Source organism: Arthrobacter sp. Soil761 (assembly GCF_001428325.1).
GTDB lineage: Bacteria > Actinomycetota > Actinomycetes > Actinomycetales > Micrococcaceae > Arthrobacter.
Map to the genome: position 1 here is coordinate 281,205 of NZ_LMSF01000030.1, position 20,522 is coordinate 301,726.

Here is a 20,522-nt window from a genome sequence, read left to right on the forward strand (position 1 = left end):
CCATCGAGCGCCCGGGCCGTTATTTTCTGCACCTAGGATCGAAACATGGAGCCTGATGTAAAGCCCCGCCGGCGGGGGACTGCCAAGAAAATCCTTGCCGTGGCAGCCGTGTGTGTCCTGGCTGCCCTGGGCGGGGTTTTCGCCGCCGTCGCCCCGGGCCTTGCCGGCGGCCCGCTTGAATCCGAAGCAGGCTCCGCACTGCGGACATCGCCGGGCATCGCTTCCCCCGTTGTTCCGCCCGTGACTTTCGACGCGGCGCCGGCCAACGGTGCAAAGCAGGTGAACCCTGCGGCCCCGGTGTCCCTGAAAGTGGGCAACGGGACCATCCAGCGCGTCACGCTCGCCAGTACGGCGGGGAAGACCATTGATGGCAGCATCGATGCCAGTGGGACGGCGTGGTCCGCCACCGGGCCCCTGGAATTCAACACCGAGTACAGCTACACCTACGTGGTCAAGGACGCCGCCGGACGCGAGACCAGCACCACGCAGTCCTTCAACACGGTGACAAGCTCCCACGAGGCCGACGCCGCCGTCTACCCGCTGAACGGGATGAAGGTGGGCGTGGGGCAGCCCCTGCAGATCATCTTCAGCGAACCCGTGACCAACCGCGCCGCCGTGGAAAAGGCCATCAAGATCACCACGACGGCGGGACAGGCCGGAGCATTCCATTGGTACAGCGACACCATGGTCCGGTACCGCGCGGAGAACTTCTGGGCAGCGAACTCCACCGTCACCATGGACATGCAGCTCTTCGGGGTTGACCTGGGCAACGGCCAAATCGCGAACTTCAACAAAAAGGTGAATGTCTCGATCGGAGACAAGAAGGTGGCCGTCGCCGATGCCACCGCGCATACCTTCACGCTCAGCGTCAACGACCAGCCCGTCAAGACCCTGCCCGTCAGCATGGGGGATAAGCGCTTCCCCTCGGCAAAGGGATACGCAGTGCTTATGGAGAAGAACCGCTTTGACCACTTCAGGGCGGCAAGCATCGGGCTGAAGCCCGACGATCCTGCCTACTACGGTGAGGCCGACGTCGAATACACCATCCGTCTCACCCTGAGCGGCGCCTACATCCACCAGGCCCTTGAATCGGCCTTTCCATACATCGGGAACGCCAACGTGTCCCATGGGTGCATCGGCTTCCTGCCCGACGGGGCGGCGTGGGTGTTCGACAACATGGGAACCGGCGACGTGGTCCAGATCATCAACACCGAGGGTGACTACGCGGCAAATACCGACGGGTTCGGCGACTGGAATATCCCGTGGAGCGAATACGACAACTAGGTCAGGTGGAGAACGGCAGACGCTGCAGCCGTTCCCCGATCTCCGTGTTCCGCCGGTGTGACAGCGACAGCCTGGTGAACTCCCTCTGCCGCCGTTCAGCCACGACGGCGGCCAGATAGTCATCGGCGCCCGTGCCCGGAGGCGGGGGCGGAGCGACGTGTGCGGACAGTTCAGCGGCGATGGCCTGCGCCATGCCCGCCCGGGACAGCGGTGCCATCCGGCCTGCCTGGCGGATGAACTGGGCGGCCCTGCGGGCTGTGGCATCCGGAATACGGCCAATATCCGCCGCTGCAGCCCACGACTGCAGATGGGGTGGAACAAAGACCCGGAGGGCCTGGTCCGCAGGTACCCGGCTGCGGACAGCATAGGTGCCTGCGAGCAGGTCGCCGAGCCGCCTGGACTTGTCGTTGAAGAGCGCCACGGCGAGGGCAAGGCCGCCGAACGTCAGATAGATCTCAAGGAACCCGGTCAGGCCGCGGATCACCGCATGCCGGAACCGGATGGCGCCGCCGTCCTCACGGACCACCCGCAGGCCCGTGGCCAGCTTACCCAGCGATCGGCCCCGGCTCAGGGTCTCGACGGCCACGGGCACCACCACCAGGCAGAACACGACGGCGGCCAGGCCCAGGGCCCGCGCGGCTGCCCCGTCGAGGTCCGCGCCTGCGGCCGACAGGCCAATCATGACCAGCACCAGCAGGACTACGTGGACGATTGCGTCGATAAACAGGCCCAGGGCCCGGGCGGCGAAGCTCGCCGGCCGGAGCTCCAGCACCACTGCCTCGCCGGTGATTATCGGGCTCACACTGCATCCCTGCCCTTCGCATCTGGTGGTTCGAACGATCACATGGTGCAGACGGTCAAATTCTAATGCCGGGCGCTAGGCTGTAGCCGTGGACATGGATGCCTTCGCCGCCGTCAATGCGGACAAGTGGGCGCGCCTGCGTAAGCTTGCCGGCAAGGGCAGGCTCACCGGAGCCGAAGCCGACGAATTGCTGGCGCTGTACCAGTCCACGTCCGGCCACCTGTCGCTGGTCCGTTCCATGGCGCCGGAAAGCGGACTCTCCGCGTCCCTCTCGGCCACGCTGGCCCAGGCACGGACCCGCTTCACCGGCGCCCGCTCGAATGCCTTGGCTGACCTTGCACGGTTCTTCGTCGTGGCCCTGCCGGCGGCCCTGTACCGGCTGACCTGGCTGACCCTGGCCTGCGGCACCGCTTTCGTGCTCATCGCTGCCGCGTACGCCATCTGGATCGGGACGTCCCCCGAAGCCCTCCGGGCCGTGGCCTCGGAAGCCGCTGCCGCCCAGTACGTGAACGAGGACTTCGTCAATTACTACTCGGAGAACCCGGCAGCGTCCTTTGCCGGTGCCGTCTGGACCAACAATGCCTGGATCAGCGCACAGGCCGTGGCCCTGGGGATCACCGGTGTGTGGGTGCCAATGATCCTGTTCAGCAATGCCCAGGGAGTGGGCATTGCAGCGGGCATCTTCGCGTCTGCCGGCAAGTCCGACGTCTTCTTCAGTTACATCCTGCCGCACGGGCTCATGGAGCTCACCGCCGTCTTTGTTGCCTCCGCAGCGGGCCTTCGGGTCTTCTGGGCAACGGTCGCACCCGGACCACGGACCAGGGGCCGCGCCGTCGCGGAAGAGGGCAGGTCACTGATTACGGTGGCTCTGGGGCTCGTGGTGGTGCTGTTCGTCTCAGGCCTGGTGGAAGGGTTCGTCACCCCCAGCCCGCTGCCGGCCTGGGCCAGGATCGGAATCGGGGCGGCGGTTCTCAGCGCGTATTGGATCTACGTCCTGGTGTGGGGCAGGCGCGCCTGCCTTGCAGGGGAGCGCGGCGACCTCCGCCGCGAGGATGCCGGCTACACGGAAATCGCTGCCTGAATCGTTGTAATCCTGCCGGGGTGGTTCCTCGCCCGGCGGAACTTCCGGACGGTAGGCTCGACTGCAGAATGAATCGCACCGGCTGACTGGGACCGGTGCGGAACCCAACGGAAGTGACGCTGCTGTGAATGACGAGACACCGGCCCGCGCCAAAAGCGCCACGCCGCAGCCGGAGCCGTTCCTGGACACGTCCGGGGACTCCGACGAGCCCGCATTTTCCTGGCTGACGCCCGCTGCCGGGGACAAACCGGCCGGGAACGAACCGGCCGGGGGCAAACCTGCCGCTGGCAAGCCAGGCGGAGAAAAGCCAGCCGGCGACAAGCCCGGCATCAATAGGACCGGCCCCGACGAGCCCGGCGGACACGCCGGCCGGAACCAGGCAGCGGCAGGAAGCAAGGCCGCCCAGCCAGGAAGCCGGGCCGACCGCAAGGCCGCGGAAGCCGCCGTCGGATCCTCCGCCAACGGCTCCTCCACCGCCGGAGCCCCAGCCGCCGCAGCTGCCGCCTCCCGCAGGCCCGCGGAGCACACTTCCACTGCGGGCTCCGCCGCGGCCGGGCCCGGCACCGGTTCGCCGGTCTTCAAGGAACCCCTTCCCACGTCAGCACTGCACGTCCGTCCCCCCGAGGAGGAAGTGGAGCGCCGCAACGCCCAGCGCGAAAGCGCTGCGAACGCCAAACCCGTGGCACCGCGTGTCATGCAGGTTTTGCTGGCCATCATCTACCCGGTAATCCTGCTGATCCTGGCCGTCCGGGCCGTGACCAGCCCGCTTTTTCTCTGGGTGGAGTACAACCGTCCCGGGTTCCCCGGTGACGGATACGGCTTCAACACCGACGACAGAATGACGTACGGCTCCTATGCGGTGGACTACCTGAGCAACTGGGCGGGCCCCAGGTACCTGGGCGATCTGGTGCACCGCGGCGGCGAGAAGCTCTTCAAGGACGGCGAAGTCAGCCACATGGCCGACGTCAAGGTTGTCATCCTGTCCACCTTTGGTGCCGGTGCACTGCTGCTCCTCCTGGCGCTGACCGCGATCCTGTACCTGCGCAAACGCAGCACCGGCGGGATCCGGCGCGGCCTCTTCGCCGGTTCCATCATCACGCTGGCACTGATCCTGGGCCTCGGCACGCTGGCGGCCCTGGGCTGGCAGCAGTTCTTCACCGAATTCCACCGGGTCTTCTTCGCCGCCGGATCCTGGACCTTCAGCCTGGATGACACCCTGATCCGGCTGTTCCCCAGCCAGTTCTGGATCGACGCCGGCATCGCCATCGCGGGCCTGGTGCTCCTGGCATCCATTGTGACGATGGTCCTCACCTGGCCCACGCGACGCCGCCGCGGCATTGCGCAGCAGGCAAAGCCGGCCACGGCGGACCGGGACAAGGCGGACCGGGAAAAGGCGGGGCCGGCCACGGAGGATCAGCCGTAGATTCCGGCAATCTCCGCCTGAAACTCCTGGACCACTACGGAACGCTTCAGCTTCAGGGACGGTGTGAGGTGCCCGGACTCGACGCTGAACTCGGCGTCCAGAAGCCTGAACGTGCGTACCGATTCGGCTTTGGACACCATCCGGTTGGCCAGGTCCACTGCCTCCTGCACCGCAGCCAGGACGGCGGGATCGTTCGCGGCTTCGCTGAGGGGGAGGGGAGGAAGGCCCCGTTCGGACCGCCAGTTGGCAACGCCCTCCGGGTCCAGGGTCAGCAGGGCTGACACGAACGGTTTGCCGTCGCCCACCACCACGGCGTGGGCCACCAGTTGGTGGCTGCGGATCTTCTCCTCCAGCGGCCCGGGCGCCACGTTCTTGCCGCCGGCCGTGACCAGGAGGTCCTTTTTGCGTCCCGTGACGGTAAGGAAACCGTCCTTGTCGAGTTCACCGAGGTCTCCGGTACGGAAGAATCCGTCCACGAACGCCTCGGCGTTAGCCTCCGGATTGGAATGGTAGCCCCGGAAAACGCCGATTCCCTTGACCAGGATTTCGCCGTCTTCGGCCACCCGGATGGTGGTGCCCGGGATGGGAATGCCCACCGTTCCCACTTTGGTGCGGGAAGGCGTATTCGCGGTGCATGGCGCCGTGGTCTCGGTCAGCCCATACCCCTCCAGGACGGGAATGCCTACGCCACGGAAGAAATGGGCATCCTCGGAAGCCAGGGGACTGGCCCCGGACACGGTGTATCCCACCTCGCCACCCATCGCCTGGCGCAGCCGCGGGTAGACCAGCCGGTCATAGATCCCGTGCCTGATCCGGCTCAACCGGCCCGGACCAGGCCCCTCGCCGCGGCTGTGCCGGTCCTGTTCGCGTGAGTACTCGATGGCGGCGGCCGCTGCGGCGTCGAAGAGCCTGCCCTTGCCTGCCACAGCGGCCTTGTGGGCGGCCGTGGCCCTGACCTTTTCGAAGATGCGCGGCACCACCAACAGGAAGGTGGGGCGGAACGTGCCGAGGTCTTCGAGGAGCTGGGCGGCCCCGGGGGTATGCCCCAGCGTTGCCCCTGCGGCAAGGCATACCACCTGGACGGCGCGGGCCAGCACGTGGGCCAGCGGCAGGAACATCAGGGTGCGGGCCTGGTCCTCCTGCAGGATCTCGGGCAGGAACGCAACGATGTTCTTGGCCACCAGGGCAAAATTCCCGTGCGTGATCTCGCACCCTTTGGGCTTGCCCGTGGTGCCCGATGTGTACACCAGGGAGGCGAGGTCGGCCAACCCCGCGCGGCTGCGGTGCCGCTCCAGTTCAGCATCACTGACTCCGGTGCCCGCAGCGGCGAGGCTGGCAAGGTCCGGGGCCTCGCCGTCGTAATCCATCCGCACCACGTTGACCAGGCGGTCGCTGAGCTCGGCGCAACCGGCCACCACTCCGCTGACCAGCTGCACCGTGGCCCGGTCACCGGCGAAGACGCGGCGGACCCCTGCGTCCTGGATGATCCACTCCACCTGGCTGGCCGAGGACGTTTCGTAGATGGGCACCGTCACACCGCCGGCGAACCAGATGGCGAAGTCCACCAGGGTCCATTCGTACGAGGTGGGCGACATCACGGCCACCGTGTCGCCGGGCTCCAGGCCCCCGGCGATGAGCCCCTTGGCCAGGGCGCTGACGTCCTGGAGGAATTTTTGCGCGGGGATATCCACCCAGCCGTTGGGGCCCTTCCGCCGGTACAGGGCGTGGGCCGGGTTGGCGGCGTGCTGCTCCAGCAGCAGGTCAGTCACGTTGCTGTTGGCCTCAAGCTCAACCAGCAGTTCCGTGCTCGCTTCTCTCACAGCAGGTCTCCGTTTCCGCTGCCATGCCGCGGCAGCGGCTCCTTCAGGTCTCTGTTGCCATCCTGCCCTAGATCCAGGATGGCATCCACATCCGGACCTTCCAGTCGACGTACGGGATGACCTCGCCGGTCCAGATCGGGTAGAAAAACGCCGACAGCAGGAGCGCCGCCGCCAGGAACAGGACCACCAGATACATGCCGGAGCGACGGCGCCACGGCGGATCCGTGGCCCGGCCCAGGACCAGCCCCAGACAGTACACCAGGGCCAGGACCAGGAACGGCTCAAAGGACACCGCGTAGAAGTAGAACATGGTCCGCTCCGGATACATGAACCATGGCAGGTAGCCCCCGCCCACCCCGGCCAGCACTGCCCCGGCGCGCCAGTCCCGGCGTCCCACCCACCAGAACAGCAGGACCACCAGCGAGATGGCTGCTGCCCACCAGATCAGCGGGTTACCGACGGACAGGATGGCGGAGGTGCACTTTTCCACGTCACAGCCCGGGGTGCCCTGGGGCGGGGATTCATAGAAGAACGACGTCGGCCGTCCCATCACCAGCCAGCTCCAGGCGCTGGCCTGGTAGGGGTGCTCGGAGCTCAGGCCCTGGTGGAACTTGTACGCTTCCAGGTGGTAGTGGACAAGGGACCGGACGGAGTCGGGCAGCCAGCCCCATTCCGCTGACGGGTTGCTCTCCGCCCAGTGACGGTAGTAGGCATTGGCCGAAAGGAACCAGCCGGTCCAGGTAGCCGAGTAGACAATGGCTGCGACGGGCACGGTGGCCGCGAAGGCGGGAATTCCGTCCCGGATCACGCCGCCGCTGATCCAGCCGCGGATGCCCGCCACCCGCCGGGCGTTGAGGTCCCACAGCACGGTCAGGAGGCCAAAGCCCGCCAGGAAGAACAGGCCGGACCACTTGGTGCCCACGGCCAGGCCCAGGCAGACCCCCGCGGCCACCCGCCACCAGCGCACGCCCAGCCACGGTCCGGCCAGCAGCGCCCGGGCCGGGGGCTGTCCGCCGTTCGTGGCGGCGGCATGGGCAAGCCGGGCCGCCAGGCGACGGCGCCCGTCGTCGCGGTCCATCAGCAGGGCGCCGAACGCGGCAAGGATCCAGAACGTGAGGAAAATGTCCAGCAAGGACGTCCTGGACATCACCAGGTGGTGGCCGTCGACGGCGAGGAGCAGCCCCGCGGCACCCGCGAGCGGAAGCGAGCGGAACAGTTTCAGGGCGATCAAGGACACCAGCAGCACCGTGAGGGTGCCGGTGAGGGCTGCGGCGAAGCGCCAGCCAAAGGGATTCTCCGGCCCGAACAGCCACATCCCGGCCGCGATCATCCACTTGCCCACCGGTGGATGGACGACGTATTCGGGAGTGTTCAGCAGGACGTCCGGATTGCCGGCATTAAAGGAATCATTTGCCATGTCCGGCCAACTGCGCTCATAGCCGCTCATGAGGTAGGAGTAGGCGTCCTTGACGTAGTACGTCTCGTCGAACACCAGCTTGTGCGGCACTTCCAGGCGGATGAACCGGAGGAGGCCGCCGGCCACCGCCGTCAGGACCGGGACCAGGACGAACCACAGCCGGAGCGACGGCGGATAATCCCGCCAGGACATGCCGGTACCAATGAGCCTTGCCCGCAGTGCCTCCACCGTGAACGCCTCATCAGGCCGGCTGATCCAGGGGCGGGCGGCCTTGCCGCCGGGTGCCGTCCCGGTTGCCCCGGCTTCGGCCGGGGATCCCGCGGCGTTGGGTTTCCCGGGCCCCGTGGGCCGCGTCGAGGTCTGCGTCACGAGCCCCATGCTACCTTTTGCGGCTGCGGAGACCCGGCGGCAGTAGGCTTGGTGGGTGGACCCGAACCCCAGCCCCCTTTCTGAACCCGGCCCTGCGACCGCGGGACGGATCGTCCTTGCCGCCACTCCCATCGGGAACACAGGAGACGCCTCGGCCCGCCTCGTGGAACTGCTGGGCACTGCAGACATTGTGGCCGCTGAGGACACGCGGCGCCTCCACCGTCTGGTCCAAAGCCTGGGCATTGACGTGGCGGGCCGCGTCATCAGCTACCACGAGCACAATGAGGCCACCAGGACCGCTGAGCTCCTTGACCACGTGCGCTCCGGCAGCACGCTCCTGATGGTCACTGACGCCGGGATGCCGTCGGTATCCGACCCCGGCTTCCGGCTGGTGGAAGGCGCCATTGCGGCGGGACTTCCCGTCACCGCGGTTCCCGGACCGTCCGCGGTCCTCACGGCCCTTGCGTTGTCGGGCCTGCCCACGGACCGGTTCTGTTTTGAGGGATTCCTTCCCCGCAAGGCCGGCGAACGGGCCTCCCGCCTGGCGGACCTTGCCGGGGAGCGGCGCACCATGGTGTTCTTCGAGGCGCCGCACCGGCTCGAAGCCATGCTGCGTGCGCTGCGCGAGAGGTTCGGGCCGGACCGGCCCATCGCAGTCTGCCGGGAACTGACGAAAACGTACGAGGAAGTCATCCGCGGCACTGTTGGCGAACTGCTCCAGTGGGCCGAGGACACGGAGGTCCGCGGCGAGATCGCCGTGGTGCTCGGCGGGGCTCCTGAGCAGGCGGCCGGCACCCCGGAGGACCATGTGGCTGCCGTCAATGAGCTGGTGTCCCAGGGCATCCGGCTCAAGGAGGCCGTCGCCGCCGTCGCCGAAGACGTCCGGGTCAGCAAGAGGGAGCTCTACTCGGCCGTCCTGGCGGCCCGCTAGCCGGGCCACGGTCCGCTTTCGGCGCCTGTGCAGGTGCACAGCGAAGCCGCGATTCCGCAGTGCGCATCGGCGTAGACCATAGCCATGCCCCGCAGTAGTCTGGCTGTTAATCAGCCCCATGATCCCGGTCACTCCGGCCGCGGCGATGGGCTGCCACAACCCTACTGACGAGGGAGTCATCGTGACTGTCACTGCACAGCCGGCCGTTTCCGCCGAGCGCGAAACCCGGCTTTTGGCCTCCGTTCCCACCGGGCTGCTCATCAATGGTGAGTGGCGCGACGCCGCCTCAGGCAAGACGTTCGACGTCGAGGATCCCGCCACCGGGAAGGTGCTGCTGAGCATTGCCGACGCCGGACCCGAGGATGGTGCGGCAGCCCTCGATGCTGCCGCGGCTGCCCAGGAATCCTGGGCAAAGGTGCCGCCGCGCGAACGCGGGGAGATCCTGCGCCGGGCCTTCGACCTGGTCACCGAACGTGCAGAAGACTTCGCCCTCCTGATGACCCTGGAAATGGGCAAGCCGCTGGCCGAGGCCCGCGGCGAAGTAACCTATGGCGCCGAGTTCCTGCGCTGGTTTTCCGAGGAAGCAGTCCGGGCTTTCGGCCGGTACTCGGTCTCGCCGGACGGCAAGTCCCGCCTCCTGGTCACCAAGAAGCCGGTGGGCCCCTGCCTGCTGATCACCCCGTGGAACTTCCCGCTGGCCATGGCCACCCGCAAGATCGCCCCGGCCGTCGCCGCCGGCTGCACCATGGTATTGAAGTCGGCCAACCTGACGCCCCTGACCTCCCAGCTGTTCGCTGCCGTGATGCAGGAGGCCGGGCTGCCTGCCGGTGTCCTGAACGTCATCCCCACCTCAACGGCCGGTGCCACCACCGGGCCGCTGATCAAGGATTCGCGCCTGCGCAAGCTGTCGTTCACCGGTTCCACCGAGGTGGGACGCCGGCTGCTGGCCGATGCGTCCGAAACCGTGCTGCGGACCTCCATGGAACTGGGCGGCAACGCCCCGTTCCTGGTCTTTGAGGACGCTGACCTGGACGCGGCCGTTACCGGCGCCATGCTGGCCAAGCTGCGGAACATGGGCGAGGCGTGCACCGCAGCCAACCGCTTCATCGTGCACGAGTCCGTAGCCGGGGAGTTCGCGGAGAAGTTCGCCGCGAAGATGAAGGACATGACCACCGCCCGCGGCACCGAGCCCGAGTCCAAGGTGGGGCCGCTGATCGACGCCAAGAGCCGGGACAAAGTCCACGAACTGGTCTCCGACGCCGTCGCCTCCGGCGCGAAGGCCGTCCTGGGCGGCGCACCGGTAGAGGGACCTGGCTACTTCTACCAGCCCACCATCCTCTCCGGCGTCACCGAAGGCACCCGGATCCTCTCCGAGGAAATCTTTGGCCCCGTCGCTCCGATCATCACCTTCTCCACCGAGGACGAAGCCGTCCGCCTGGCCAACGACACCGAATATGGGCTGGTGGCCTACGTCTTCACCAAGGATCTCAACCGCGGCATCCGGATGGGCGAGAAACTCGAAACCGGCATGCTCGGCCTGAACGCCGGCGTCATCTCCAACGCCGCGGCGCCCTTCGGCGGCGTGAAGCAGTCGGGCCTGGGACGCGAAGGCGGCCTCGAAGGCATCGAGGAATACCTTTACACCCAGTACATCGGCATCGCCGACCCCTACGCTGGCTAGTTCCGGAAGTTTCGCAGCGTACAAGTGCCGGCCGGGGTTTCCCCGGCCGGCACCTGCCGTTCAGCCCTGCCCGGCCCCGCGGCCGCCGTCGGCCGCCCCCGCCTTGGAACGCCGTCCTGCCGACGGATGCCCGGGCGCCCCGGGGCGTAGGCGCGCTGCAGCGTGAAGTGCTGTGCGGATGATCCTGCCGGCCGCAATGAACGGCATCCTGAGCAGCTGGCCCAGCCGGCGGGTGACCGACGGCGGAAGCCATGCCGCCGTCAAACGCCTGGGCAGGGTGGCGTTTGCCCGAAGGGACGCTTCCACGGCCGCAACCCCGGCTGCAATGTCGCCTTCGGTCGGGTCGGGGCCGGAGCCTGGGGAACCAGTGCCGCCCGGGCGGCCGTACCGGTAATGTTCGAACGCCGAGGTAAAGCACGACACTGCCCCGTGCGCCTCCTGGTCCATGCCTCCGGGCTCACCCAGCAGTTCAGCCCGGAACCGGGATGAATATGCCCTGGGCGTCTCGCTGTCCGCGGGGGGCAGGCCGTAGTCGGCGCCAAGATCCTTGATCTCATTCCATGCCGACGGTACGGCCAGGTCCGGTCGCCTTGGACGCAGCCGCCGTGACCTGATACCCCTCCGAACCAGGTGGGGGGCGGCCACCAGGAGAAGCAAGCCCACCAATGCGGCTGCACCAAGGAACCAGGGGGTCAATTGCGCGGAGTCGCCTGTGCTGCTGCCGGCGCCGGGGACGGCCTGGGCAGTGGTGCTGGGGGATGGGGCGGGAACCGGGGCCGTGTCGGGGATGAGGCCGTCGTTGTTGCCCAGGGAATCCGCGACCGAAGGCGCTGAGGCCTCGGTTGCGTAGTCCGGGACCACCCCCCGCGACGGCGTCGGCTCGAACGGTACCCAGCCCAGGCCCTGGAAGTACAATTCCGGCCAGGCGTGGGCGTCGCGCGCATCTGCCTCATACTCCGGGAGGGCGCCTTGGCCGGACACGGAGACCGTCGCCCCGGTCAGCCTGCCGGGGGCATAGCCCACGGCGATCCTGCTGGGGATTCCGTCCAGGCGGGCCATCACCGCCATCGCCGATGCGTAATGGATGCAGTAACCGCTCTTCTGCTGCAGGAAGTCAGCAAGGACGGAAAGGCCGTTACCGTCATAGCCGCCCTGCACCGGGGACTGCAGTGAATATGTGAACTCGGACGAGCGCAGGTACTTCTGGATGGCCAGGGCCTTCTGGTACGGCGTCCCCGCACCCCCGGCAACGGTCTGTGCCGTGGTTTTGACGATGTCCGGGACGTTGCCCGGGATGCGGGTGAAAATGTCGGGGATGCCCCGTGCGGGCCCTGAGGACTGGGCCAGGAGCGCCGCTGAAAGCTTGGGCACCGCGGAGGTCACCACGTACTCCTGCCGCCGGGTGGTGGTGTCAGTGCCCTTGATGCTCAGCGTGGCCGGATCCCAGGTCCACTGTCCGCCCAGTCCGCGGACGGTCTCGGGCGCATAGGGCGCCGGCAGGTAGGGACTGGTGAAGGACCCGGTGTCGATGGCTGTCACCAGCCGCACCTGCTCATCGGTCAGGACCGGATACCCGGGGTCGATCCGGCCGTCAAGGGGCACCCTGGAGGCGGTGCGGTCGTCCGGTCCCCACGAATCGCCGTCGAAATTGTCCACGGTGACCGATCGCAGGTAGAGGGGGTTGGGTGACGTGGTGGCGTAGGTGATCCTGCCGCTTCCGTCCGGTGTGCGAAGGCTGTTGCCCAGGGTGATCATCGGATTCAGGCCTGTGGCGGCACCCCACGGATTGAGCCGTGAACCCTGCGGGAACGTGCCTGTGTCGAAGCCGGGAATCGCCAGGGGCAGCACCAGGGTGGCTGCCAGCGCCACGGAGCCCGTCAGCACGGCCCTGCGCACCAGGCCCGGGCTTCGGGCCGAGCCGCCCTGCAACCTCCCGTCCGGGGCAAACCATTGGCTGCAGGCGAGGATCAGCAGGTAGCCCGCTACGGTGGCAACGAAACTCCATACCCCCACGCTCTGCGGTTTGATCATGGCCGGAACCACCAGCAGCGCAAGCAGGCCTGTGCCGGAGGCGGCCGGCATCCCGAGCGGAACCGCGAGTGCATCGACCAGGATGACCGCCAGGCCAAGCACGGCACAGACCACCATGACGATCCCGGCGTTGGGCGCCACTGGGGCAGTCTCTGCCAGGACAGTCTCGCTGGCCCGCCGGATCAGCCGGTCCAGGTCCGGGAGCGTGGCACCTGTGGGGACAACCCACAGGAAACTGGAGCCGCGGAAGAACGTCAACGTCAGGACGGCGCCCAGTGCCACGAATCCGCCTGCGGTGACCAGCAGGGGCTGGGCCCGGACGGAACGCAGCGCGGCAAGCGTGAATGCCACCACCAGCACGGTGGTCATCACCGGCCAGTACCAGTTCCAGCCCCGCAGGACACCGTTCAAGGACAGGGCAGCGCCGCAGACGGCCACGGTGATGGATCCCCCCATGGCCCACGGGTAGGCGCCGGCGCGCAGGCGTCCCGCAGGCATTTCATGCTGTGCCTGTGCCTCGTGGCCCGCACCCGTTGGCCGGGCCGGCGCCATGGTCATGTGGCCACCCCTGCTCCCCGCCGGACCTCTGCCGCCGTAACCACCGGCAGGGCCGGGTCCTGGTCGAACTGGCGCCACGCGGCGGCAAGCTGCGTCGCGGGCGCCACGGCCACCGCCCGCCAGCCGCCCTGCCGCAGCACTTCCAGGACATCCTGGGACTCCATGGGACGTTCCACGGCCAGGATGGCGAACGCGTTGGTGCCGTACGAAGCGGCAGGGGCCAGTGCTGCGGCTTCCTCCCTGGTGATGCGACCCAGGACAGCGATCAGTGGCCCGCGCATCCGATGGGCGGACAGCTTGTCCATCAAGTGGTCGTCAAAGGCCGGCAGTCCCTGCTCCGGGCTTCCCTGTGTCCGCACTTTCGGGGCACCGGGGCGCGGCGCGTTCCTGGCCATGACACCCAGCTGCATGACACCCCGCTGCGCATCGTCCCGGCGAGTGCTGTCCCGGTGAGTGCTTTCCCGGCGGGGGTGGGGCGCCCCGGACAGGTGGATGGCGGCAAGGCTTTCGGCAATGGACTGCAGGCCGGATGATCCGCTGAATTCTTCCACCGCCGGTTCCGGGGACGAGGGGGAGTGGAGGAACGCCGGTTCCCCGCCCGTGTCCAGCGCCCGAAGGCTGTAGTTGCGCTCGGCAAGGTGTGCGCTGACGGACATGGTGGCAACAACAGCCCACTCGAAGGTGTCGCTGGTGGCCGGCGCATGCCCCTCCGGCACGGGCAGGCCCGGCATCGACGTGCCGGAGCCCCCGCCGAACGCACTGGCCCGATGGTCCAGGATGATGGTGGCTTCCGGCGTGGTCACGGACTCCTCCTGCCTGACCATCAAGGACCCATGCCGTGCCGTGGCAGGCCAATGGACCCGTCGCATCGGGTCACCGTGGCGGTATTCCCGGGTCATGATGTCGTCGTCGCTCGGGTTTGCCCGGACACGGGTGGCGGTGACGCCGTCGTTCCCCCGCGCTCCCGCCAGCCCGGCGGCAGGCAGGACGACGGCTGCCGGCGTCACGGTGAGGATGTCGCCGTCGTCAATCGCCTGCCGGTGCAGGGAGAGGCCGAAAGGGTCGGTGAACTCGGCCGTGACCGGGCCGATCCTGAACTGCCCCCGGTACCTGGACGTGAGGTGGTATTCGTAGCGGCTTGTGCCGCCGGTGGCCGAACGGGACGGGAACCGGAAGGACGGCGCGTGGCCGAAGTGCGCCGGCAGCCGCTCCTCCATGGCAACCCGTCCGCTGCCCGGGCCCGTCCTGGCCACGGCAAGGTGGACCGTCGCCGGGGCGGAGGTTTCCACAGGGGAGGGATTGAATTCGCGGTAGACGCGGAAGCGCGGCTTGACCAGCCTGACGCCGGCAAGGGAGACGAGCGGCAGGACCAGCAGCAAGATGGCAAGTGTCAGGAGGTCCCGGCGCCCCATGACCTGGGCCGCGGCCAGCGTGAAGGCCCCGGCTGCGAGCATGCCCCAGCCGCGCCTGGTGAACAGGTGCCGCGGAAGCTTATCCAGCAGGGCCATGGTCCGTGCCTAGCGGTTCCTGCTGCCGGCGGCGGCCGCGGCCCGGTTGGGCTGCCCCGGCTGGGCCTGTGGCACGGGCAGCCTGGACAGGATGCCCCGCAGGACGCTGTGGGGTGTCTCGCCTGCGCCCGCCGCCTTCCGGTCCAGGATGATGCGGTGCGCCAGGACGGCCTCGGCCACGTCCCGCACGTCGTCCGGCAGGACGAAGTCGCGGCCCTCCAGGGCGGCTGTGGCCTTGGCGGCACGCAGCAGCTGCAGCATGGAACGGGGACTGGCGCCGAGCCGCAGCAGCGGGCTTTCCCTGGTGGCCCTGCCCACTGCCACCGTATATTCCTTCACGGCGTCTGAGACATAGACCTGCTGGACAGTGGCGGTCATGGCCGCGACGTCGGACGCGGTGACCACGGGGGAGACATTGGCCAGCGGCGAGACCGCCTGGTGGGTTTCGAGCATCTCGATCTCTGCGGCCTTGTCCGGGTAGCCCATGGAAATCCGGGCCATGAACCGGTCCCGCTGGGCCTCCGGCAGCGGATAGGTGCCTTCCATTTCAATGGGGTTCTGGGTTGCGACCACCATGAACGGCTCATCGAGCTTGTAGGACGTGCCGTCCACGGTGACCTGATGCTCCTCCATGCACTCCAGCAGGGCGGACTGCGTCTTGGCGGATGCGCGGTTGATTTCATCACCGATGACGATGTTGGCGAAGACCGCACCCGGCCGGAACTCGAACAGCCTTGAGGCCTGGTTGTAGATGGACACCCCGGTGACATCCGAGGGCAGCAGGTCCGGGGTGAACTGGATGCGGTTGACCGTGCAGTCGATGGTTCGGGCGAGGGTCTTTGCGAGCAGGGTTTTCCCGACGCCGGGCACATCCTCGAGCAGCAGGTGGCCTTGTGCGAGGAGTACGGTGAGCGCCAGCTTGGCGGCATCGGACTTGCCGTCGATGACGGTATTGACCGTGGTGAGGATGCGCTGCGCCGCGGCGTGGAAGGACACCGGGTCCATGGCCGCAGGCCGGTGCCCGTTCAAGTGGCTGACGGAATCAGCGACGCCGGCCAGGTTAAGGTTCGGTGCGCTTCCATTGTTGGCAGTGCGTCGGTGGGGTTCCATCGGCAACCTTTCAGCCCGGGTTTCACCTGGACGGGACAGCAAGCCTGCCTTCGCCCCTTGGTGGGCGTGCGCGTGTGTTCGTTCCAGACTACTAACACAACTGCCGTGCCTGACAGAGAGTTCCGGCAAATATGGGGGTACCTTTCGGCCGATAGTCTGGGTGGATGTGCAATTCGTCAATTCCCGCCGCTTACCGGGTACCTGCAGACGAGGAGACTCCGGACCAGGCCGCCGGCCGCCGGAAGGATTTTCCGCCCGCGCCGGAGCCCCTGCCAGTACCAGTCATGGACAACCACACCCACCTGGACTTCCCGGACGGAAAGGGGCCGGTGGGGATCAAGGCTGCGCTGGATGCAGCGGCGGCCGTGGGAGTCCAGGGCGCCGTGCAGGTGGGCTGCGACCTCGAATCCTCACGGTTCACGGTGGAGGCGGTGGACCGGGACGAACGGCTCCTGGGCGCCGTGGCCCTGCACCCCAACGACGCGCCGCATTATGCTGCCCGCGGTGAACTGGAAGCGGCCCTTGCCGAAATCGAACGCCTGGCGGGGCATCCCCGGATCCGGGCCATCGGCGAAACCGGACTGGACTTCTACCGCACCGACGGAGAGGGGCTGCGGCACCAGGAGTACTCGTTCCGGCGGCATATCGACATTGCCAAACGCCTGGACCTCACCCTCCAGATCCATGACCGGGACGCGCACAGCGACGTGGTGCGCGTCCTTCAGGAAGAGGGCGCGCCGGACAGGGTGGTGTTCCATTGCTTCTCCGGTGGCGAGGACCTGGCCAAAACCTGTAACGACCAGGGCTGGTGGATGTCCTTTGCCGGCACGCTGACGTTCAGGAACGCCACGAATCTGCGCGCCGCGCTCGCCGTCGCGGACCGGCAGCTCATCATGGTGGAAACGGACGCTCCATTCCTGACCCCGCACCCGCACAGGGGGCGTCCCAACGCGAGCTACACGGTCCCGTACACCGTGCGGGCCATGGCAGAATTGACAGGCTCCGACCTGGCCGGCCTGTGCAGCGCAATCAGCGAAAATACCGTACGGGCATACGGATCCTGGGCCTGACACTCCTTCCCCTGCCGGCTGCCAAATGCATATCTGGTATGCAAAAATGTTGGCCACTTTATAACGCTACGGTTACAGTGGGAAACTATTAGCCGGGGTCGGGGAAGGCCAACGGGTAATTTCACTTCATTCGCAGCCGGCCCGGCTTGTCCAGTATCCGGCCATGCCGCTGCGCGGAGTGTGGCGGCGCACCGGTGCCCGGACTGTCCTTTTCAAGGTTGCTCCGGGCATTTTATTGCGCGTTTCCCCGTGCCCGGATGGACCGAGAGTTACGGGCAATCGTGATCAAGTTCTTCACATCGGACGGCAAGTTCAGCTATATCAAAGTTGGCGCCCAGCTGCTGGTGCTTTGCGGCCTGGTCGCAGGCCTCGTAGCCTTCGTGGGCAATAACAAAACAGTCACGCTCAACGTGGACGGCAAAGCGTCGTCCGTGCAGTCCTTTGGCGGAACAGTGGAACAGGTGGTCAAGAGTGCCAACCTGGAACTGAAGCCCGGCGACCGCGTGTCGCCTTCCCTCGACGCGACGGTCCAGAACGGCACCGTCATCAACATCAACCAGGCCAAGGAAGTCAAAGTCAGCCTTGACGGGGCTGAAAAGACGGTGAACACCACCGCCCAGGACGTCGAAGACCTGGTGACAGAACTCGGCGTCGCCAGTGCCTCGTCCGTTTCAGCGCCCAAGGATGCCACCCTTTCGCTGGCAGGTTCCTACGTCTCGATCTCCACGCCCAAGACCGTCAGCATTGTGGCTGACGGCAAAGTGAACACCGCCACCACCACGGCCCCCACCGTTGGCAAGGTGCTGGAGGATTCCGGCGTGACCCTCGCCGCCAACGACCGCACCTCGCAGCCGGCCAACGCCAACGTGGTGAACAACATGGTCATCAAGGTGTCCCGGGTGGACACCAGCCAGACCACGGTCACCAGTGAAGACGTGCCCTTCGAGACCGTTACCGCCGAAAGCGCAGACATGCTCAAGGGCGAAAAGGAAGTGACCCAGGCGGGCGCCGCCGGAAAGCTGGAACGCACTTTCAAGCTGGTACTCGTGGACGGACGGGAAGCGTCCCGCACGCTGGTGTCCGAGAAGGTGGCCGTGCAGCCGGTCACCGAGAAAGTCACCGTTGGCACCAAGGCCAAGCCTGCACCCCAGGCCGCACCTGCGGCCGCTGCCGGCGCCAACACCGGCGCAGCTGCACCGGCCATGATGAACGAGGCCATGTGGGACAAGATTGCCCAGTGCGAATCCAGTGGAAACTGGAGCATCAACAGCGGCAACGGCTACTACGGCGGCCTCCAGTTCGACATCCGCACCTGGATCGGAGCCGGCGGCGGCGCCTACGCCCCTAACGCCAGCCTCGCCACCAAGGCGCAGCAGATCGACATCGCCAACCGCGTCTACGCGCAGCGCGGCCTGTCACCCTGGGGCTGCGGCTGGGCAGCAACCAGCTGATCCACCGGACATAAGCGCAGAGTCAATGGCCGTGGCCGGGCCCGGGGTACCCGGGCCCGGCCACGGCCGTTAACCCGGCAGGGCGGATGTGCCGCGCGGGATAGGATACCTAGGTGACTGAACCGATCCCCGCCGTGCCCGCACCGTTGTTCGGTGCCTCCGACATACGCCGGCTGGCAGAGGAAATCGGGATCAGGCCCACCAAGACCCTGGGGCAGAACTTTGTCATCGATGGCAACACCATCCGGCGCATTGTCGCCGCGGCGGGCGTGGGACCGGATGAAACGGTGCTTGAGGTGGGCCCGGGGCTGGGGTCCCTCACGCTGGGCCTGCTCGACGCCGCGGCGGCAGTTGTCGCCGTCGAAATTGATCCTGTCCTTGCCGCGAAGCTGCCCGAAACCGTGCAGGAATGGCGGCCGGCCGCCGCCAACTCCTTCCACCTGGTGCATGCCGATGCCATGAAGGTCACCGAGCTGCCTGTCGAGCCGACAGCACTGGTGGCCAACCTGCCCTACAACGTGGCGGTTCCGGTGGTGCTGCACCTCCTGCAGTATTTCCCAAGCCTGCGGCACGGCCTGGTGATGGTGCAGGACGAGGTGGCTGACCGGCTGGCAGCCGGCCCGGGATCCAAGACCTACGGGGTGCCGTCCGTTAAGGCCGCCTGGTACAGCCAGATGCGCAAGGCCGGCGTGATCGGCATGAACGTTTTCTGGCCGGCACCGAAGATCCATTCCGGGCTGGTGGCCTTTACCCGCCGCGAACCGCCCGCCACCACCGCCACCCGCGAGCAGGTGTTTGCCGTGGTGGATGCCGCGTTCGCGCAGCGCCGCAAGACGCTCCGGGCCGCCCTGGCGGGCTGGGCCGGGGGAGCCCCGGAGGCCGAGCGCTGCCTGCTCGCAGCCGGCGTCGACCCCACCGCACGCGGCGAGGTCATCGACATCGCCGCGTTCGCCAGGATCGCCGAAGCCCGGGAAAACCGGCCGTGAGCGCGGGACTGGACAAGGCAGGCAGGGGGCGGTTCGCCGCCAGGACGGTCCGCGTCAAGGCGCCCGGCAAAGTCAATGTCTCCCTGGCCGTCGGTCCGCTCCGGCCGGACGGCTACCATTCCGTGGCCAGCGTCTACCTCGCGGTGTCCCTCTACGAGGAAGTGGCGGCGACCAGCACCGCCGAGCCCGGGATCACCATCAGCCTCAGCCCCGAAAGCACCCTGGACCTCGACGCGGTCGATATTCCCCTGGACAGCAACAACCTCGCCCACAAGGCGGCTGCCATCATGGCTGACGTCTCCGAACACGCCACGGGGGTGCACCTGGAGATCACCAAGCGGGTCCCGGTGGCCGGCGGGATGGGCGGCGGATCCGCCGATGCCGCCGCCACGCTCCTTGCCTGTGACGCACTCTGGAACAGTGGGCTGTCACGGGAGGAACTGGCGCACCTGGCGTCCGAACTCGGCGCCGACGTCCCCTTCTCGCTCCTGGGCGGGACCGCCGTCGGCCTTGGCCTGGGCGATGAACTCTCTCCGGCGCTGGCCAAGGCGCAGACCCACTGGGTGCTGGTGGTGGCCGACTACGGCCTGTCCACCCCCGAGGTGTACCGGACGCTGGACCGGCTGCGTGAGGCCGAAGGGGTGGAGGCCAGTGAGCCCACCGGAGTGGATCCACAAATCCTGACGGCGCTGCGGGGCGGGGATGCCGAATCCTTGAGCCGGGTGCTGGTCAACGATCTGCAACGGGCTTCCATTGAGTTGTCGCCGGCGCTGCGCGATACGCTGGGAATCGGCGAATCCCATGGGGCCATTGCCGGAATCGTTTCGGGTTCCGGCCCCACCGTGGCTTTGCTGGCTGATGATTCCGTTGCTGCGGAGGCGCTGGCGGAGGACCTGCGGCGCTACGGCCTGACAGCCCTTCCCGTCCACGGCCCGGTCCCCGGCGCGCGCATCATCTCCGACATCCTCCTTTAATTAAGACTTCCAGTCCGGCAGCAGAA

Annotated in this window: 15 protein-coding genes; 9 read left to right on the plus strand and 6 right to left on the minus strand. The window is 67.5% G+C overall.

Annotated elements, in window-relative coordinates:
• Positions 1 to 45: 45 nt before the first annotated feature.
• Positions 46 to 1,284, plus strand: a complete 1,239-nt coding sequence (locus tag ASG79_RS20005) for a L,D-transpeptidase (RefSeq protein WP_056393498.1) — start codon at positions 46 to 48, stop codon at positions 1,282 to 1,284.
• 1 nt (position 1,285) lies between these two features.
• Here ASG79_RS20005 and ASG79_RS20010 read toward each other — a convergent pair whose 3' ends face one another.
• A complete protein-coding gene (locus ASG79_RS20010; protein WP_056393501.1) occupies positions 1,286 to 2,086 on the minus strand; it encodes an RDD family protein in 801 nt (266 codons plus the stop codon).
• Between the two features lie 88 nt (positions 2,087 to 2,174).
• On the opposite strand from ASG79_RS20010, the gene ASG79_RS20015 reads away from it, so the two are divergent.
• Together ASG79_RS20015 and ASG79_RS20020 are read left to right on the plus strand one after the other, a co-directional pair.
• Positions 2,175 to 3,167 (plus strand): stage II sporulation protein M, encoded by a 993-nt coding sequence (locus ASG79_RS20015; RefSeq protein WP_186447784.1) that lies wholly within the window; start codon positions 2,175 to 2,177, stop codon positions 3,165 to 3,167.
• Positions 3,168 to 3,291: 124 nt separating this feature from the next.
• A complete protein-coding gene (locus tag ASG79_RS20020; protein ID WP_056393503.1) occupies positions 3,292 to 4,590 on the plus strand; it encodes a TIGR01906 family membrane protein in 1,299 nt (432 codons plus the stop codon).
• On the opposite strand, the gene ASG79_RS20025 is transcribed toward ASG79_RS20020, so the two are convergent.
• Both ASG79_RS20025 and ASG79_RS20030 read right to left on the minus strand, forming a co-directional pair.
• Positions 4,581 to 6,410: an AMP-dependent synthetase/ligase gene (locus ASG79_RS20025; protein ID WP_056393505.1), complete on the minus strand. Its 1,830-nt coding sequence runs from the start codon at positions 6,408 to 6,410 to the stop codon at positions 4,581 to 4,583. The genes ASG79_RS20020 and ASG79_RS20025 overlap by 10 nt on opposite strands.
• A 67-nt stretch (positions 6,411 to 6,477) precedes the next feature.
• Positions 6,478 to 8,205, minus strand: coding sequence for a dolichyl-phosphate-mannose--protein mannosyltransferase (locus tag ASG79_RS20030; protein WP_056393507.1), 1,728 nt, complete (start codon positions 8,203 to 8,205; stop codon positions 6,478 to 6,480).
• 46 nt (positions 8,206 to 8,251) lie between these two features.
• Here ASG79_RS20030 and rsmI point away from each other — a divergent pair, with 46 nt between their 5' ends.
• Entirely contained in the window at positions 8,252 to 9,127 is an 876-nt protein-coding gene (gene rsmI / locus ASG79_RS20035; RefSeq protein WP_056393510.1) for a 16S rRNA (cytidine(1402)-2'-O)-methyltransferase, read from the plus strand.
• A 181-nt stretch (positions 9,128 to 9,308) separates the two neighbouring features.
• Positions 9,309 to 10,808 (plus strand): NAD-dependent succinate-semialdehyde dehydrogenase, encoded by a 1,500-nt coding sequence (locus ASG79_RS20040; RefSeq protein ID WP_056393611.1) that lies wholly within the window; start codon positions 9,309 to 9,311, stop codon positions 10,806 to 10,808.
• Positions 10,809 to 10,868: 60 nt separating this feature from the next.
• Here ASG79_RS20040 and ASG79_RS20045 read toward each other — a convergent pair whose 3' ends face one another.
• Genes ASG79_RS20045 through ASG79_RS20055 form a run of 3 tightly spaced genes read right to left on the minus strand, consistent with a single transcriptional unit; the run spans position 10,869 to position 16,015 of the window.
• A complete protein-coding gene (locus ASG79_RS20045) occupies positions 10,869 to 13,397 on the minus strand; it encodes a transglutaminaseTgpA domain-containing protein (RefSeq protein WP_056393513.1) in 2,529 nt (842 codons plus the stop codon).
• A complete protein-coding gene (locus tag ASG79_RS20050; RefSeq protein ID WP_056393514.1) occupies positions 13,394 to 14,905 on the minus strand; it encodes a DUF58 domain-containing protein in 1,512 nt (503 codons plus the stop codon). Before ASG79_RS20050 ends, ASG79_RS20045 begins: the two co-directional genes overlap by 4 nt.
• 9 nt (positions 14,906 to 14,914) lie before the next feature.
• A complete protein-coding gene (locus ASG79_RS20055; RefSeq protein ID WP_018770139.1) occupies positions 14,915 to 16,015 on the minus strand; it encodes an AAA family ATPase in 1,101 nt (366 codons plus the stop codon).
• A gap of 164 nt (positions 16,016 to 16,179) precedes the next feature.
• Here ASG79_RS20055 and ASG79_RS20060 point away from each other — a divergent pair, with 164 nt between their 5' ends.
• The 4 genes from ASG79_RS20060 (at position 16,180) to ASG79_RS20075 (ending at position 20,496) form a co-directional block, all read left to right on the plus strand.
• Positions 16,180 to 17,085 (plus strand): TatD family hydrolase, encoded by a 906-nt coding sequence (locus ASG79_RS20060; protein WP_056393516.1) that lies wholly within the window; start codon positions 16,180 to 16,182, stop codon positions 17,083 to 17,085.
• A gap of 257 nt (positions 17,086 to 17,342) precedes the next feature.
• Entirely contained in the window at positions 17,343 to 18,536 is a 1,194-nt protein-coding gene (locus tag ASG79_RS20065; RefSeq protein WP_186447783.1) for a resuscitation-promoting factor, read from the plus strand.
• A gap of 113 nt (positions 18,537 to 18,649) precedes the next feature.
• Positions 18,650 to 19,522, plus strand: coding sequence for a 16S rRNA (adenine(1518)-N(6)/adenine(1519)-N(6))-dimethyltransferase RsmA (rsmA, locus tag ASG79_RS20070; RefSeq protein WP_018770136.1), 873 nt, complete (start codon positions 18,650 to 18,652; stop codon positions 19,520 to 19,522).
• Positions 19,519 to 20,496 (plus strand): 4-(cytidine 5'-diphospho)-2-C-methyl-D-erythritol kinase, encoded by a 978-nt coding sequence (locus ASG79_RS20075; RefSeq protein ID WP_056393518.1) that lies wholly within the window; start codon positions 19,519 to 19,521, stop codon positions 20,494 to 20,496. Before rsmA ends, ASG79_RS20075 begins: the two co-directional genes overlap by 4 nt.
• The last annotated feature ends 26 nt before the right edge of the window (positions 20,497 to 20,522 follow it).

Coding starts and splice junctions, on each gene's coding strand:
- ASG79_RS20005 (WP_056393498.1), top strand. CDS start 46: ATGGAGCCTGATGTAAAGCCCCGCCGGCGGGGGACTGCCAAGAAAATC.
- ASG79_RS20030 (WP_056393507.1), bottom strand. CDS start 8,205: ATGGGGCTCGTGACGCAGACCTCGACGCGGCCCACGGGGCCCGGGAAA.
- ASG79_RS20045 (WP_056393513.1), bottom strand. CDS start 13,397: ATGACCATGGCGCCGGCCCGGCCAACGGGTGCGGGCCACGAGGCACAG.
- ASG79_RS20050 (WP_056393514.1), bottom strand. CDS start 14,905: ATGGCCCTGCTGGATAAGCTTCCGCGGCACCTGTTCACCAGGCGCGGC.
- ASG79_RS20055 (WP_018770139.1), bottom strand. CDS start 16,015: ATGGAACCCCACCGACGCACTGCCAACAATGGAAGCGCACCGAACCTT.
- ASG79_RS20060 (WP_056393516.1), top strand. CDS start 16,180: ATGTGCAATTCGTCAATTCCCGCCGCTTACCGGGTACCTGCAGACGAG.
- ASG79_RS20065 (WP_186447783.1), top strand. CDS start 17,343: ATGGACCGAGAGTTACGGGCAATCGTGATCAAGTTCTTCACATCGGAC.